This is a genomic window from Alkalihalobacterium chitinilyticum (assembly GCF_029028005.1).
GTDB lineage: Bacteria > Bacillota > Bacilli > Bacillales > Bacillaceae_F > Alkalihalobacterium > Alkalihalobacterium chitinilyticum.
In genome coordinates this window covers 21,198-36,553 of sequence record NZ_JAOTPO010000001.1, presented here as the reverse complement: position 1 = coordinate 36,553, position 15,356 = coordinate 21,198, and the positions used below count along the sequence as shown (strand labels likewise).

The following is a 15,356-nucleotide window of genomic DNA, read 5'->3' as shown; positions in this document are numbered from 1 at the left end:
AGGAGGAAATAAATATGAGTGAACCTGCAGTACTATTTGAAGTGGAAAATGGAGTCGCGACGATTACTTTAAATCGACCAAAACAAATGAATACTCTTTCAGACGAAATCGTTGAGGGACTAAAAAACGCCTTAACTAGAATAAAAGAGGATTCTGCAATTCGAGCTGTGATATTAACAGGAAATGGCAGGGCGTTTTGTGCAGGTGGTGATATAAAGAGCTTTCCAGGTAATGGGAATAATGCGGCAGTTTCAAGAGAATACATGAAATTTGGGCTGCCTTTTATTGTTGAAATAGCACAACTTGAAAAACCCGTTGTAGCAGCAGTTCATGGTTATGCTGTCGGTGCAGGGTTTAGTATTGCAATTGCTAGCGATATGATTATTGCTTCTGAGGAATCAACCTTTGCGATGTCATTTAATAAGGTAGGTTTAGTCCCAGACCTTGGAGGACTATACCATTTACCAAGAATAGTAGGGATGGCTAGGGCAAAAGAATTGGCGCTAACAGGTAGGTCAATAACCCCTTATGAAGCCAAAGAATACGGTCTGGTTCTTGACGTCGTTCCTCAAGAAGAGCTATTAGAAAAAGCTAAAGAACTAGCAACGAAACTAGCGGAAGGTGCGACTCAAGCACTTGGATTAACGAAACATATTTTAAACCGAAGTTATGAGTTATCTTTAGAACAAGTTCTTCGAGAAGAAGCGATGGCACAAGCAATTGCCTTTTCAACTGATGATCATAAAGAAGGTGTTAAATCATTTTTTGAAAAAAGAAAACCGATTTTTTCTGGAATTTAGGCATTTGAAATTCTAAAATTATAATATTTTGAAAGGTGTGTGTCCATTGAGAAGTTGGTTAATAAGAGAACATGGAGACCCTTCTGACGTACTGCGTTTAGAAGAAGTACCGCAACCTACTATTGAAAGGAATCAAGTGTTGATCGAGGTAAATGCTGTAGCGTTAAACTTTTTTGATATCTTACTCTGTCAAGGAAAGTATCAAGAAAAGCCGCCATTTCCGTTTACAATAGGTGCTGAATTATCTGGAAAAATAGTATCTGTCAATGAGGGGAGTAAGTTTAAAGTAGGTCAACGTGTTATAGCACTACCTAAATTACCATCAGGTGGTTTAGCAGAATATGTTGCTGTAGATGAAAGATCAATATATCCCATTCCTAAGTCAATGTCATCATATGAAGCAGCATCGATGTTCGTCACGTACCATACTTCTTATTACGCGCTTCATAACCGTGGGAATATTAAGCCTGGAGAAGTATTGTTAGTACATGCAGGTGCTGGTGGCGTTGGTTCTGCTGCCATTCAATTAGGAAAAGCAGCAGGAGCCTATGTTATTGCAACAGCTGGTGGAACGGAAAAAACAAAAGTGTGTAGAAGTTTAGGAGCCGATATTGTAATTGATTACTTGACGGAAGATTTCGTTCAAGTCGTTAAAGAAAGGACCGATGGGAAAGGCGCTGACGTAATCTATGACCCTGTAGGTGGGGAAATTTTTGAGCGTTCCAGAAAATGTATTGCTTTTGATGGAAGGATTTTAGTCATTGGTTTTGCCGGTGGAAACATCCCGAGTGCACCGATTAACCACATTCTTGTAAAAAACTATTCTGTTGTAGGTGTCCATTGGGGGCTTTTCTCGAAACTTAAACCGCTAGAAATCCAAAAAGAACATAAAGCTTTAATGAGTTTATATGAAGAAGGTAAAATCAATCCTTTAATTTACCGTGAGTTTGGGTTTGAAGAAATAGTAGAAGCTTTGAACTTACTTGCTGATCGTAAAACATGGGGGAAACTAGTAGTTAAAGTGTAACGGATGGATAAAGGGGAAATGGTAGTGTGTATTAAACAAAACCTTACAAAAAAAGAGGGTGATGTGATTGACGGAAATAAACAATCCAATGAGAACAGCAACTAGTGAGATTCATTGGGATAAAGTAGAAAGCTATATTCGTAGAGAAGTACCATACCTAGGTAAAGAAACGATGAAGTCAAAAGCATTTTCAAATGGCTATTCAAATCTCACCTACCTTGTTGAGATTGGCGATTGGCAGGCTGTCATGAGACGCCCGCCGTTTGGTCCAATTCCTCCTAGAGCACATGATATGGAAAGGGAATATAGAATATTGGAAAAAATCTACCCTGTGTTTCCTTTAGCACCGAAGCCTTTACTATTTTGCGAAGATCCTAAAATTATGGAAAGACATTTTTATATTATGGAAAAGAAAAGTGGTGTTGTATTAGATCATGATCTACCTGAGGTTTATGAAAAAACGGAAAGAACAGGCCAATTAGTTTCTGAAGCCTTTGTGGAAACACTTGTAAAATTGCACAATATTGATATTAAAGCCACAGGTTTGGACACTATTGGTCGCCCGGAAGGTTATCTTGAACGTCAAGTTCACGGATGGATCAAACGATATCAAAACTCGAAAACGGAAGATATTGATAATGTGACGCATATAGAAAAGTGGTTAACCGAAAATATCCCGCTGTCACCTGCACCAACAATTGTTCACAACGATTTTAAATTAAACAATATGATGTATTGTAGCGAAGACCCTGGAAAAGTAGTTGGAGTTTTTGATTGGGAAATGTGTACAATTGGCGATCCTATGACAGATCTAGGTTCAGCAGTTGCATATTGGACAGCAGAAGGAGAGTCGTTTTCAGGATTACCTTCGGTTACGGGTCAACCAGGTTTTTACTCTCGTAAGGAAATTTTAGAAAACTATGCTCAAATTAGTGGTAGAGATGTATCTAATTTTGATTTCTATTTAACATTTGCCTTTTATAAAATAGCTGTCATCCTGCAGCAAATATACTATCGCTGGAAAATTGGAAAAGCAAATGATGAAAGATTTGAAACGTTAATTATTGGGGTGCGCAATTTAATAGAAAATGCATCACGCTCACAACGAAAAGAATTTTTAAAGTAAAAATATGCAGGCGCCATCATAATGCTAAACAGCTCTGTTAAAGATTAAAAGACCTTTTGGAGGAGGTATATAATGTTCCAGACGATTAAGTGTGACATTACCGACGAAATCATGACGATAACGCTCCAACGACCAGACCGTATGAATGCATTTAATATGGAAATGCTGGATGACTTACTCGCTGCCTTTGATAAAGCAGATGAAGATGATAACGTTCGCGTAATCATTGTGACAGGAGAGGGAAGAGCATTTTGTGCAGGGGCTGACCTAGATAATGGGGATCATTCATTTACTGGTGAAGTGGAAGATGATGTTGAATTTAGAGACTCAGGGGGAGTTCTTGCTTTACGAATATACGATTTAAAAAAACCGATCATCGCAGCGATAAACGGACCTGCTGTTGGTATCGGTATTACGATGACACTTCCAATGGATATAAGAATCGCTTCAACACAAGCAAAGATGGGCTTTGTATTTTGTCGTCGTGGAATTGCACCAGAAGCATGTAGTGGTTGGTTTTTACCACGAATTGTGGGTATCAGTCAAGCAAGCGAGTGGGTGTTAACGGGTCGTGTTTTTCCAGCTCAAGAAGCACTAGATAATCGACTTGTAAGTAAAGTTGTTGAGCCAGAAGAATTATTACCGATAGCTCGAGCTATAGCTAAGGAAATTGCAGAAAATACGTCAGCAACTTCTGTAGCATTATCTCGACAACTACTGTGGCGGATGCTCGGCGCTGACCATCCTGCGAGATCCCATGAAATTGAATCCAAAATGATCAATTGGTCAAGTAATCAAGCTGATGCAAAAGAAGGTGTCGCTTCATTTTTCGAAAAGAGACCAGCTGAATTTACCTTAACAGTTAGTAAGGATATGCCGTCATTCTACCCTTGGTGGGAATAAACAAAATAAGAACAAGTTATTGCTCCCCAAAAATAGGTGGAGCTTTTTACTTTCATTTAACAGTACTGAAATAAATTACAACACAAAGTAAGAGTACAGACGAGGACTCTAACCATCAATTTGTTTAAAAGTTGTTACAAATTATTATAGTAGATATTCCATTAAGCAGTCACTATCAATAATTACAAGGTTTTTTTAAAATACCACCTATAAAATAAATTGTTAATAAAATAAGAAATCCAAATTGTAATAAAGCTCCAATACCAAGTCCATTTTTTGTATTCTATTAGCTTAGTGTACTTAACGGCTATTGTTTCAAAAAAAGTAATCATCGACGTAAAAAATAGATAGTGAATATTTTTCATAAGAAAACTTCGTTTTACAGGATAAAAAAGGTTAAAGAATACAGCAAATGCAGGAAAAATTAAATACTCAAATATAAAGCTTGATTTGTTAGACCGACTAAAGTAATAACGAAATGGATATCTGATTAGTCCCTTTTCCACGACGATTAAACCGAAAAACCATGTGAGGACTTGATGAAAAAGAAACGGAATAAGTGCTTGGCGTATCTTTTCTTTCGGGATTAGGAGAATTAACAATAAAATGGTCACAATGGTTGACGATATCGAGATACCTTTTTCTACTGTATATTTAGCCATTTTGCTTATCACCATCCTTGAAACGTGAATATTTAGGATTAGTCGAATTTTGAAAATGATTGGTTCACATAAAAATGCACAGAAATAATGTGTCTATATAAGAGCTAGTATAATTTAATCCTAGTATTGCACAGTTTATTACTAATTATTTGCGAACGCAAATAAAAAAACGTCGAGCAACGAAAAGTCTTAGTTGCCGACGGTTATTTTGTATCTTCTAATAAAGATTTTGTTGATTTTATTACCCACTCGGTATAAGGCGAGCCGATTAATTCTGAGCTTAATTGTGAGGCTACCTTAATGAATATAGAAAGATCCTGTTGAGAAATTTTTTCTATTGTTTTTAGAATTTGTAAGTCGGATTGAAGAATATGTTCCTCGATAAAATTGCGTACGATTTGTCTGCCAGCTTCTGTGAGTGTTAATAACTTCATTCGTGAGTCTTTTTCAATCTCGATTTCGATTAAACCCTCCTCTTTCAATTTCGTTACTTGTCGAAATGCATTAGAAAAATTAGTTTGTGCTATGTAATTAAGGTCAGTCATCGTCATTTTTTTTTCGAAATATAAGATCCAAAGCGTGCGGAAACTTGGTAGAGATATTTCGTGCTTTTTTAAGCTTTGAGCTAAATCATTTTCAATAAACGAATTTAATCCTCTCGTATAAGCATAAATTTCATAACTTTTTGCAAGTTGTTCTTTACTCATAGCATCCCCCTGTTTTAAGTTGTACTGTTTATATTTAAAACTTTATACGTATCTACTTGTATATATTTCCATTTTATAGCAATTGTAGTTTATATTATTACCAGCTATAGGGTCTTTAAACAATGGCTTCTAATAAAAAGCCTATAATGTTCACAATGAACATTATAGGCTTGGATTGAAGTATGTTTTATTTATTTTTTTTGAAATTCATCCTTAATAGTACTTAATAATTCAGGCTTTGTCATAATGTCATAGGCAGTATTTGCCATACATTTAGCTGCTAGAATTAGTCCTTCAAAGCCTTGATCGCTCATTGCGGCCTCACGAAATTCGTGGGTATGACAAGCATACGGTTCATTACAAATTTTAATATATGGGTGAATAGAAGGGACTACATGACTTACATTCCCCAGATCTAGTGAACCGCCTGAGCCTTTTTCATGAATGCTTGCTTCCTGGATGCCTAGTTGTACAAGGTTATCTGTAAAAGTCGTCGATAGCGCTTCATTCGTTCTCATATCGTCATATGAAAATTCATAGAAAGAAGTATCAAGTTTGGCACTGGTAGCGAGTGCGGCTGCTTGGGCACAAGCTTTTACTTTTTCAACTACTTCATTCAAGTAACTACGATTTGCAGCACGTACATAAAACTGTGCAATGGCATGGTCAGGTACAATATTTGCCGCTTTCCCACCTTCAGGAATAATGCCGTGAATTCGAACATCTGAAGTTACGTGCTGTCTAAGTGCATTAATTGAATTGAAAGTTTGAATAACTGCGTCTAAAGCATTGATTCCTTCATGTGGAGAGGCTGCGGCATGAGCTGCTTTGCCAAAGAATTCAAACTGAATAGCATCCATGGCTAACGACGAACCACTTTTTTCGTGTCGGTGGTATGGATGAACCATCATCGCGACATCGAGATGATTAAAAATCCCTTGTTCTGCCATCGTTACTTTCCCGCCGCGTGTTTCCTCAGCTGGTGTTCCATAGACGTATATTTTTCCACCACAATTTTTTAATACTTTGCTTAAGCCAATTCCAGCCGCAATAGCCATCGTCCCAATTAGATTGTGACCGCAAGCATGACCTAGTTCAGGTAGTGCGTCATATTCTGCCATAAACCCAATCGTAGGACCAGGCAGTCCACTGTCGTAAACAGCTTCGAATGCAGTTGGAAGTCCAGCCGTACCCAGTTGGACTTGAAAATCGTGCTTTTGTAGTTCCTCGGACAATATTTTTGCTGCTTTAAATTCTTCATGACCTAATTCAGGGTTTTCGCCAATAAATTGACTTATTTTATAAAAAGACTCTCGTAGTTGTTCAATTTCTTGATTGATGTTATTTTTCATTTGAATCCTCCATTAAATCCTATTGTGCACAAACATTGTACCATGATTGTTATTCTTATATTTTAATATAAATATTTCGTTTTGCGAAGTAAATGTATTTGTGAGAAAATAAAGAAAAGTCAATAGGAGGAGATTATAATATGTTCAAAGAAGTATTTTTTAAAGAGTTGAAAGAACTGGCCGCAATACAAGGAGGGCCAGGGAACGAACAAAAAGTGGTTAAGCTGCTAGTGGAGTGGTTCAAGCCTTATAGTGATAAAGTTGAAGTAGATCATATGGGGAACATATTTGCTTATAAATATGGAAAGCAACCAGGTCCAACCATCATGGTATCCGCTCATTCTGATGAAATCGGTTGTGTTGTCCGTGATATTGATGAGCACGGTTTTCTGCGAGTAGAACGAACTGGGGGAATGTTAGAAGCTTTAATGATTGGTCGGAAAGTCCAAGTAAACGATCATTTTGGTGTGATTGGGGTAAAGGCTGGTCATTTACAAACACCTGAAGAGCGAAAAAAAGTACCTTCGATTTATGATTTATATGTAGACATTGGAGTAACCTCCAAACAAGAAGTGAGAGAAATGGGCATTCAAATTGGGGATCCAATTACATACATTAGTGATTTAGACCGGTTTTCGAATAGAGATTTAATATGTGGAAAAGCGATCGATAATCGAAGTTGCTGTGTGTTATTGCTGGAGCTGTTTAAAGCTTTAGAACAAGATGAGTTTAACGGGACACTAGTCGGTGTGATTGCAGTGCAAGAGGAAGTAGGATTAAGAGGTGCGAAAGTGGCTACGTATAAACTCAATCCGGATTACGCATTTGTTTTAGATACTATTCCTGGTGCAGATACGCCAGATAGTCTTGGTAGCGGTTATCCAATAGGTATTGGACAAGGGCCAGTAATACCGGCCCTAGCTGGTGGTGGAGTCAGAGGAAATATTATGTCAAGACAGATGAAACAAGTGATCACCAAATTTGCAGAGCAGCTTGATATCCCTTACCAGCTAGCGGTCATGTCTGGAGCGACAACCGATCTTGCTGCTGTACATTTAGAAAGAGAAGGAATATTAGGCGGAGCGATTACCTTTGCACGCCGTTATTCGCACTCCCCAGTTGAAGTTGCTAACTTGAATGACTTTGAACAAGGCTTTGTCCTTCTCAAAGAACTCATAAGAAACCAAGACCAGTGGGGTAGCATGGAGTTTATCTAAGATTTCGAGAGAAGAAAGAGGGAAGAAAGAGAGAAGAAAGAGAGAAGAAAGAGAGAAGAAAGAGAGAAGAAAGAGAGAAGAAAGATGGTGCCAGGCACCTTTAGTACAGTAAATGGATAAAGGTGCCTGGCACCATGAAAGGGATGTGTGGGTTATGCGGATATTTGAACGTGATGGACATACGGTTTATCCAATTGTAGTACCAGCAAATTATGGTCTAGAGACATGTAATTTTTACCTTCTTAAACATGGTGAAAGGTTAACGCTCATTGATGCTGGAATGCCCGACAAAAGCAGTTGGCAAGGATTGATGGAAGTGTTAGAAAAGAACAACTTTCACCTGCATGACATAACAGAAATCTTGCTAACACATCATCATATTGATCATGTTGGGTTAGTTAACCAAATTACAGAAAAGCATTCGGTCCCTGTCTATGCGCACCCCTTATCGATTCCGAGATTGAAAAGGGATAATGAGTTTCTTAAAATGAGAGTCGATTTTTTTGAACAGTTATACCGTGAAATGGATTGCGGTGACCAAGGTGAGAAACAAGTTCAATATTTAAAAGCTTCACTTGAAAAGAATGATAATCAAAAGCTAGCAGCAGACATTACACCAATTCAGGGAGGAATGAGACTGTTTGACTTCTCTATCATCGAAGTGCCTGGACATGCACCAGATCAAATAGCCTTTGTAGATGAAGCTAGAAAATGGTGTTTTGCTGGTGACCAACTAATCAAACACATATCGAGTAATGCGATTGTAGAACCTGACTTAGAAGGAAACCGAATTCAGTCACTAATCGATTACAAAAAATCTTTAACAGCCTTCAGAGACCTAAATGTTGACCTAGTATTTTCGGGTCACGGTGAACTGATCGATAATTCAAAGCAACTAATTGAGGCAAGATTAGAAAAAATGGTGATAAAATCACAAAAGATAAAGAAATTAATTAAAGACGGTATATCAACAGGGAATGCAGTGGCTCAGCACCTATACGAACGACACTATGAAAAGCAGTTCCCGTTAGTCATGTCAGAAATTACCGGTCATTTGGATGCTTTAGAAGCGGAAGGCCAAATTGGAAAGAGGTTCAAAAGTGGAGTTTGGTTTTATTATGCCGTTTAGGAGAATTGTTTTGTTATACGGTTATAATCCTAGTTCACATCTACGATCATTTATACAAACTAGGTAAGTTAAATAAGCTGAAAAATTTAACCTTCTTGGACATCATTCCATGAAGGTTTTTTGATGTTAATCCTTTTGGAAAAGGAGGGGATTTCAACCTTAGGTCTGATGATTCATTATCAAAATAGCGTAAAATTTGTTTTATCAGGTAACATTCATAAATAGAATAGGATGGGAAAGGGTGAGGTGAATGACAATGGATCGATCTGAATTTGCCATTGAAGCAACAGAATTAGTCAAGGTATTTGGTAAAAATCGAGCGGTTGATGGGGTAAATTTGAAAGTGCCTAAAGGTACGGTATATGGGATTTTAGGTCCAAATGGCGCAGGGAAGACAACGACCATTCGGATGCTTGCTACGTTATTAAAACCGGACGGCGGCGCGGCAACCATTTTAGGGCATGACCTATCTCATGAAGCGAATGAAGTTCGGCGCAAAGTCAGCTTAACCGGACAGTTTGCCTCTATTGATGAAGACTTATCAGGAATGGAAAACCTCGTGATGATCGGACGGCTTATGGGTTACTCAAGAAAAGGAGCAAAAGAAAGAGCCATTGAATTATTACGTGCTTTTGGTTTGGAGGAAGCAGCAAAGCGCCAAGTTAAAAAGTATTCTGGAGGAATGCGCCGTCGTATTGATATTGCAGCAAGCATTGTCGTAACACCAGAACTTTTGTTCTTAGATGAACCAACTACAGGACTTGACCCACGAAGTCGTAATCAAGTTTGGGACATCGTACGTGTTTTGGTGAGTACTGGAACAACGGTATTATTGACGACACAATACCTTGATGAAGCAGATCAATTGGCTGATCGAATTGCAGTCATTGATCGCGGGAAAGTAATTGCTGAGGGTACGAGTGGTGAACTAAAAGCATCCGTTGGTTCAGGAACATTGCACGTTAGAGTCCTAGATCCAGAATTGAGACCTCAAGCCGAAAAAATTCTTACCCATATTTTAGATGCGTCAATTCAACTTGCCTCAGATCCAGCAACGCTTTCAGCCCGTGTTTCCGATACAGAGCGTGTAGCTTATGCACTTGGTGAACTTTCAAGGGCAAATATTGCTATTGCTGATTTTTCGCTAGGTCAACCAAGCCTTGATGAAGTGTTTTTGACATTAACCGGAAGGCCACCTGAAGATAACACTACAAAAGAGGAGGCTCGTTCATGAATACAACAAGTAATCCTCCTAAGCCGGAAGTTGATGAAGCTTTACGTTCGGCACTGGCTCCTGGAAACCGTCCTGAAAAAGCAAGTGGCTTAACTTCTTCACTCGTTTTCGGCTGGAGGGCGATATTAAAAATTAAATATGTACCTGAGCAGTTACTTGATGTTACGATGTTCCCCATTATGTTTACGCTTATGTTTACGTATCTGTTTGGTGGTGCGATTGCTGGCTCTACTAGTGAATATTTGCAGTTTTTATTACCAGGAATTTTAGTGCAAACGGTCGTCTTTACATCTATTTATACAGGTACGGCATTAAATACTGACATTTCTAAGGGGATTTTTGACCGATTTCGTTCATTGCCAATATGGGGGCCGTCTCCTCTTGTTGGAGCTTTATTAGCAGACACCATTCGATATTCCATCGCTTCTTCTATTGTCATAGTCCTCGGCTTAATTTTAGGATTTCGTCCTGAAGGTGGAGTGATAGGTGTTCTTTTAGGTGTGATGCTTTTACTCGTTTTTGCTTTTAGTTTGTCGTGGATCTTTACAGCGCTTGGGTTAGTTATGCGAACGCCTAACGCTGTTATGGGGGTTAGCATGGTCGTCCTTTTCCCATTGACATTTGCTAGCAATGTGTTCGTCGATCCTCGAACGATGCCGTCTTGGCTACAAGCTTTTGTTGAAGCAAACCCAATCACATTACTTGTAACAGCAGTGCGTGGTTTGATGCAAGGAACGGTAACGTTTAATCAAATAGCTGCTGTGTTAATTGCGTCCTTTGTTATTGTCGTGATCTTTGCACCGCTTACGATTTATTTGTATCGTAATAGGAAGTAATTTTTTTATAAACTAGGATACAAATCACTTTGTTTTTAAAATTCTGAAAAACAATTGACTTTCTTGTTAAGTACTCTTATAATTTGAATTAACTTCCAAACGACTTACCTTTGTTAGATTAACTCTTTCAAAATCGTAAGTACTAAAAAGTGATCAAATTAAAATGCTTATACAATAGCTGAGGATTTACTATGACTCTATTAACGTAGAGCAGTGAGGTAATAATAGCCAGCTGTATTATGTTTATTCATAATGCAGTTGGCTATTTTTGTTTTTATTACTTTTGCGGTTAATTATCAAAGGAGGGAGTGTTATATGAGTGCACTTAATGGAATTAAAGTTTTAGATTTAACTAGAGTGTTAGCCGGCCCCTATTCTACGATGATTTTGGGTGATTTAGGGGCGGAAGTTATAAAAGTAGAAGCGCCTGGTGGAAGTGATGACACTAGGTATTGGGGCCCACCCTTTAAAGGTACAGAAAGTGCGTACTATTTATGTGCCAACCGAAATAAACGTGCCATCACATTAAATTTAAAATCGGAAGAGGGAATAGAAGTTTTAAAGAAGCTTATTAAACGATCTGATGTCGTTGTTGAAAATTTCAAAAGCGGTACGATGGAAAAATGGGGTCTTAGTTATGATGAAATGAAAACGATTAATAAAGAGATTATTCATTGTTCGATTACAGGTTTCGGACAAAATGGCCCCTATAAAAACCTGCCTGGCTATGATTTTATTATTCAAGCAATGTCTGGATTAATGAGTATAACCGGAAATAACCAATCAGGTCCTGTGAAAGTAGGAGTTGCAATATCCGATATTATTACTGGTCTTTATGCAAATATTGGTATTTTGGCTGCACTACAAGAAAGAACTCGATCAGGAGAAGGACAAAGTATTGATATTTCGTTATTTGACTCTCAAATCAGTGCATTAGCGAATGTAGCAAGTAATTATTTAATTTCGGGTAACATTCCAGGGCTATTAGGAAATAAACATCCAAATATTGTCCCGTATCAGCCCTTCCCGACACTGGACGGAGAAATGGTTGTTGCAGTTGGAAATGATGGGCAATTTAAGAAGTTGTGTATCTTGCTTGAATTAGAAACACTTTTAACAGACAACAAGTATACGACGAACTCAAAACGATTGGAAAATCGGGAGGAGTTAGTAAAAATACTTACTAAAAGAATGAAAACTAGGACATCAAATGAGTGGTTACTATTACTTAATGAAATTGGAATCCCTGCTGGACCTATTCAAAATATGGAGCAAGTATTCAATGATCCACAAGTAAGAGAAAGAAATATGATTGTTGAGATGGAACATCCAACTGCAGGAAACGTTCACTTAGTGGGCAGCCCGCTAAAGCTTTCACGTACACCTGTAGAAATTCACTCACATCCACCAGTTGCAGGAGAACATACTGATGAAGTTTTAGCAGAGATAGGGTATTCAACTGACAGGATACTAGCTTTAAAGGATAATAAATTTATTTAGGGGGAAATATCAATGATGAATTTTTCGTTTTCAGAAGAGCAAATAATGTTAAGGAAGATGGTTCGTAGTTTTGTTGATAAAGAAATAAATCCATATATTCAAGAGTGGGATGAACAACAATACTTTGAAAGAAGTATCATGGGGCGCTTAGCTGATTTAGACTTAATGGGTGTTTGCATTCCAGAAGAATACGGTGGCAGTGGAATGGACTATAATTCTTTGGCGATTGTATGTGAAGAGCTAGAAAGAGGCGATACTGCATTTCGTACCGCAGTATCTGTGCATACAGGATTAAATAGCATGACCCTATTGCAATGGGGAACAGAAGAACAAAAACAAAAATACTTAGTCCCGCAAGCTAAAGGATTGAAAGTAGGGGCATTCGGATTAACAGAACCTAATGCAGGTTCAGATGTAGCAGCCCTTCAAACGACCGCAGTGCAAGATGGAGACGATTATATTTTTAACGGATCAAAGACCTGGATTTCTTTATGTGATGTTGCTGACAACTTCCTCGTATTTGCCTATACAGATAAGTCGAAAAAACATAAAGGAATTTCTGCTTTTATTGTAGAGCGTGATATGCCCGGTTTTTCATCGAAAGCGATTAAAGGAAAATTAGGTATACGTGCTGGGAATACTGGTGAGATCTTTCTTGAAAATGTAAGAGTACCTAAAGAAAACTTAGTAGGCCAGGAAGGAGAAGGCTTTAAGATCGCGATGTCAGCTTTAGATAATGGACGTTTTACTGTCGCAGCTGGTGCTTGTGGAACCATTATGGCGTGTCTTGAGGAAAGTGTAAAATACTGCCATGAACGCAGTACATTTGGTAAAGAGATTGGAAAACATCAATTAGTTCAACAAATGATTGCAAAGATGGAAGCGGGCCTTCAAATGTCTAGACTTTTAGTGTATCGTGCAGGCTATTTGAAGAACGAAGGTATTAGAAATACGCGGGAAACATCATTAGCTAAATGGCAGTCATGTGATTTCGCTTTAGAAGCGGCAAATGATGCAGTGCAAATTCATGGAGCTTACGGTTTTTCAAATGAATATCCAGTAGAGCGCTTTTTACGAAATGCAAAAGCACCTGTGATTTATGAAGGTACAAGAGAAATTCATACGATTATGCAAGGAGAATATGTTCTTGGCTATCGTGAAGATAAGCCGCTTTCGAAAACATTGCCCGCTTGGCCATTTGAAAAACAAAGAGAAGAGGCGGTTAACTAGTTACTGTTTTTTAACAAATTCTTTTATAAAGCATTAAAAATATTCTTTAGTAAAAACCTTGGGGAAGTTAATTTCCTCAAGGTTTTAGCTTTTTTAATGTTATCCCATTTTCTAGAAGGATACTCCTTGAAAAAAGGGAAATAGGTAGTAAATATTTTGTGTGTTTGAGAGGAGCAAATAACATGTACCATCCGAAGACTTTATTTATAGCGGGGCACTCACGATTGCCTCAAGGAATGGCAGCTAAGAGTGTGTTTGATACTTTAACCGTTACTGTTGAGGTCGATTATAAATATGGAGTAATCCTTAATGCATCCTGCACGTTAGCAACTGAACATGGTCGTCAGTATATTGGAGACCTTTTAAAAGGCTATAGTTTAAAAGACGGCATTGAAGAGCCGATTAAAAGTATACAATTGCAATATCGTGGAAAAGCAACAAATGCTATCATCGCAGCCTTAAAGGATCTTCATTTACAATATAAACAGATTAATGAAGATTAAATACTAAGCATTAAATAGTTGTTTTCACAATCGGTAAATTTTCGACCTTATTGTCATAATCCCTGTAAATAAACACACACTACTTGTTAGGTGTGTTTATTTGTATGAAAAGGAGAGCGAACCAGTGAGTAAATTTAAAGTAGTTGTTACGGATTATGAATTTGAAACACTAGCACCAGAAATGGAAGTGTTGAATCAAGTGGATGGGGTTGAGTTTGTTCCCGTTCAATGTCGCACAGAGGAAGAGGTTATACGGGCGGCGCATGATGCGGATGGATTAATTAATCAATATGCACCCATATCTCGTAAAGTCATTGAAGCTCTAGAAAAATGTAAAGTCGTTTCTCGGTACGGAGTTGGAGTCAATACAATCGATATCGAGGCAGCTACGGAAAAAGGAATTATCGTCGGTAATGTTACGGATTATTGTATGGATGAAGTTTCCGATCATGCATTTGCTTTATTAATGGCCTGTGTAAGAAAAGTGGTTACATTGAATTCTGCAGTGAAAAGTGGCAATTGGGATTTCAAGGTAGGTGTACCGATTTTTCGTTTGCGTGGCCGAGTGCTAGGGCTAGTTGGGTTAGGGAAAATTCCACAAAATTTAGCTGTAAAAGCACAAGCGTTTGGCATAAAGGTGGTTGCATTTGATCCGTTCGTACCGAAAGACGTAGCGGACTCATTAAAAGTAGAACTATTAGAACTTAATGATTTATGTAAGGCAGCGGATTTCATTTCAGTACACGCCCCATTAATAGAAAGTACACGGGGGATGGTTAGTACCGAACAATTTAATGTAATGAAGAAAGAAGCTTTCATTATTAATACTGCACGTGGTCCTGTAATTGATGAAAAAGCATTAATTTTAGCTTTGCAAGAAGGAAAAATTGCAGGAGCGGGCTTAGATGTTCTTGAAGAAGAGCCTGTACAAAGTGATAATCCATTACTACAAATGGACAACGTCATTTTAAATCCCCATGTCGCTTGGTATTCAGAAGAAGCACAATTAGAATTGAAGCGAAAAACAGCACAAAACGTTGCGGATGTATTATTGGGTTATTATCCTACATACTTAGTAAATCAGGATGTTAAAGCTAAGGTCAGCCTACAAGAGAAGTGAGGGGAGAGAA

Annotated in this window: 15 protein-coding genes; 12 read left to right on the top strand and 3 right to left on the bottom strand. The window is 38.0% G+C overall.

Going from position 1 to position 15,356, the window contains the following annotated elements:
- The first annotated feature begins 14 nt into the window (after positions 1–14).
- From N7Z68_RS00160 to N7Z68_RS00145, 4 genes are all read left to right on the top strand, one after another.
- Positions 15–800, top strand: a complete 786-nt coding sequence (locus N7Z68_RS00160) for an enoyl-CoA hydratase/isomerase family protein (protein WP_275116428.1) — start codon at positions 15–17, stop codon at positions 798–800.
- Between the two features lie 37 nt (positions 801–837).
- On the top strand, positions 838–1,827 hold the full coding sequence (locus N7Z68_RS00155) for an NADPH:quinone oxidoreductase family protein (protein ID WP_308447205.1): 990 nt from the start codon (positions 838–840) through the stop codon (positions 1,825–1,827).
- 67 nt (positions 1,828–1,894) lie between these two features.
- Positions 1,895–2,953: a phosphotransferase family protein gene (locus tag N7Z68_RS00150; protein ID WP_275116426.1), complete on the top strand. Its 1,059-nt coding sequence runs from the start codon at positions 1,895–1,897 to the stop codon at positions 2,951–2,953.
- A gap of 72 nt (positions 2,954–3,025) precedes the next feature.
- Positions 3,026–3,856, top strand: coding sequence for a crotonase/enoyl-CoA hydratase family protein (locus N7Z68_RS00145; RefSeq protein WP_275116425.1), 831 nt, complete (start codon positions 3,026–3,028; stop codon positions 3,854–3,856).
- A gap of 182 nt (positions 3,857–4,038) precedes the next feature.
- On the opposite strand, the gene N7Z68_RS24310 is transcribed toward N7Z68_RS00145, so the two are convergent.
- The 3 genes from N7Z68_RS24310 to N7Z68_RS00135 all read right to left on the bottom strand — a co-directional run bounded on the left by N7Z68_RS24310 (position 4,039) and on the right by N7Z68_RS00135 (position 6,577).
- Complete coding sequence (locus N7Z68_RS24310) at positions 4,039–4,518, bottom strand: CBO0543 family protein (RefSeq protein ID WP_308447200.1); 480 nt, start codon at positions 4,516–4,518, stop codon at positions 4,039–4,041.
- 203 nt (positions 4,519–4,721) lie between these two features.
- On the bottom strand, positions 4,722–5,225 hold the full coding sequence (locus tag N7Z68_RS00140) for a MarR family winged helix-turn-helix transcriptional regulator (protein ID WP_275116424.1): 504 nt from the start codon (positions 5,223–5,225) through the stop codon (positions 4,722–4,724).
- Positions 5,226–5,416: 191 nt separating this feature from the next.
- Positions 5,417–6,577 carry a M20 family metallopeptidase gene (locus tag N7Z68_RS00135; RefSeq protein WP_275116423.1) on the bottom strand — a complete coding sequence of 387 codons (1,161 nt, stop codon included), beginning with the start codon at positions 6,575–6,577 and terminating at the stop codon, positions 5,417–5,419.
- A 140-nt stretch (positions 6,578–6,717) separates the two neighbouring features.
- On the opposite strand from N7Z68_RS00135, the gene N7Z68_RS00130 reads away from it, so the two are divergent.
- From N7Z68_RS00130 to N7Z68_RS00095, 8 genes are all read left to right on the top strand, one after another.
- A complete protein-coding gene (locus tag N7Z68_RS00130; RefSeq protein ID WP_275116422.1) occupies positions 6,718–7,794 on the top strand; it encodes a M42 family metallopeptidase in 1,077 nt (358 codons plus the stop codon).
- Positions 7,795–7,948: 154 nt separating this feature from the next.
- Positions 7,949–8,923: an MBL fold metallo-hydrolase gene (locus tag N7Z68_RS00125; RefSeq protein WP_275116421.1), complete on the top strand. Its 975-nt coding sequence runs from the start codon at positions 7,949–7,951 to the stop codon at positions 8,921–8,923.
- Positions 8,924–9,173: 250 nt separating this feature from the next.
- Positions 9,174–10,157 carry an ATP-binding cassette domain-containing protein gene (locus N7Z68_RS00120; RefSeq protein ID WP_275116420.1) on the top strand — a complete coding sequence of 328 codons (984 nt, stop codon included), beginning with the start codon at positions 9,174–9,176 and terminating at the stop codon, positions 10,155–10,157.
- Positions 10,154–10,993 (top strand): ABC transporter permease, encoded by an 840-nt coding sequence (locus N7Z68_RS00115; protein ID WP_275116419.1) that lies wholly within the window; start codon positions 10,154–10,156, stop codon positions 10,991–10,993. Before N7Z68_RS00120 ends, N7Z68_RS00115 begins: the two co-directional genes overlap by 4 nt.
- A gap of 315 nt (positions 10,994–11,308) precedes the next feature.
- Complete coding sequence (locus N7Z68_RS00110; protein ID WP_275116418.1) at positions 11,309–12,493, top strand: CaiB/BaiF CoA transferase family protein; 1,185 nt, start codon at positions 11,309–11,311, stop codon at positions 12,491–12,493.
- A gap of 12 nt (positions 12,494–12,505) precedes the next feature.
- Positions 12,506–13,723, top strand: coding sequence for an acyl-CoA dehydrogenase family protein (locus N7Z68_RS00105; protein WP_275116417.1), 1,218 nt, complete (start codon positions 12,506–12,508; stop codon positions 13,721–13,723).
- Positions 13,724–13,905: 182 nt separating this feature from the next.
- Entirely contained in the window at positions 13,906–14,226 is a 321-nt protein-coding gene (locus tag N7Z68_RS00100) for a DUF3870 domain-containing protein (protein ID WP_275116416.1), read from the top strand.
- 124 nt (positions 14,227–14,350) lie between these two features.
- A complete protein-coding gene (locus N7Z68_RS00095) occupies positions 14,351–15,346 on the top strand; it encodes a C-terminal binding protein (protein ID WP_275116415.1) in 996 nt (331 codons plus the stop codon).
- Positions 15,347–15,356 lie beyond the last annotated feature (10 nt).

Bases quoted from the DNA above. Each gene is read 5' to 3' on its own strand.
- N7Z68_RS00160 (WP_275116428.1), top strand. From the start codon at position 15: ATGAGTGAACCTGCAGTACTATTTGAAGTGGAAAATGGAGTCGCGACG.
- N7Z68_RS00145 (WP_275116425.1), top strand. From the start codon at position 3,026: ATGTTCCAGACGATTAAGTGTGACATTACCGACGAAATCATGACGATA.
- N7Z68_RS24310 (WP_308447200.1), bottom strand. From the start codon at position 4,518: ATGGCTAAATATACAGTAGAAAAAGGTATCTCGATATCGTCAACCATT.
- N7Z68_RS00140 (WP_275116424.1), bottom strand. From the start codon at position 5,225: ATGAGTAAAGAACAACTTGCAAAAAGTTATGAAATTTATGCTTATACG.
- N7Z68_RS00135 (WP_275116423.1), bottom strand. From the start codon at position 6,577: ATGAAAAATAACATCAATCAAGAAATTGAACAACTACGAGAGTCTTTT.
- N7Z68_RS00130 (WP_275116422.1), top strand. From the start codon at position 6,718: ATGTTCAAAGAAGTATTTTTTAAAGAGTTGAAAGAACTGGCCGCAATA.
- N7Z68_RS00125 (WP_275116421.1), top strand. From the start codon at position 7,949: ATGCGGATATTTGAACGTGATGGACATACGGTTTATCCAATTGTAGTA.
- N7Z68_RS00120 (WP_275116420.1), top strand. From the start codon at position 9,174: ATGACAATGGATCGATCTGAATTTGCCATTGAAGCAACAGAATTAGTC.
- N7Z68_RS00115 (WP_275116419.1), top strand. From the start codon at position 10,154: ATGAATACAACAAGTAATCCTCCTAAGCCGGAAGTTGATGAAGCTTTA.
- N7Z68_RS00110 (WP_275116418.1), top strand. From the start codon at position 11,309: ATGAGTGCACTTAATGGAATTAAAGTTTTAGATTTAACTAGAGTGTTA.
- N7Z68_RS00105 (WP_275116417.1), top strand. From the start codon at position 12,506: ATGATGAATTTTTCGTTTTCAGAAGAGCAAATAATGTTAAGGAAGATG.
- N7Z68_RS00100 (WP_275116416.1), top strand. From the start codon at position 13,906: ATGTACCATCCGAAGACTTTATTTATAGCGGGGCACTCACGATTGCCT.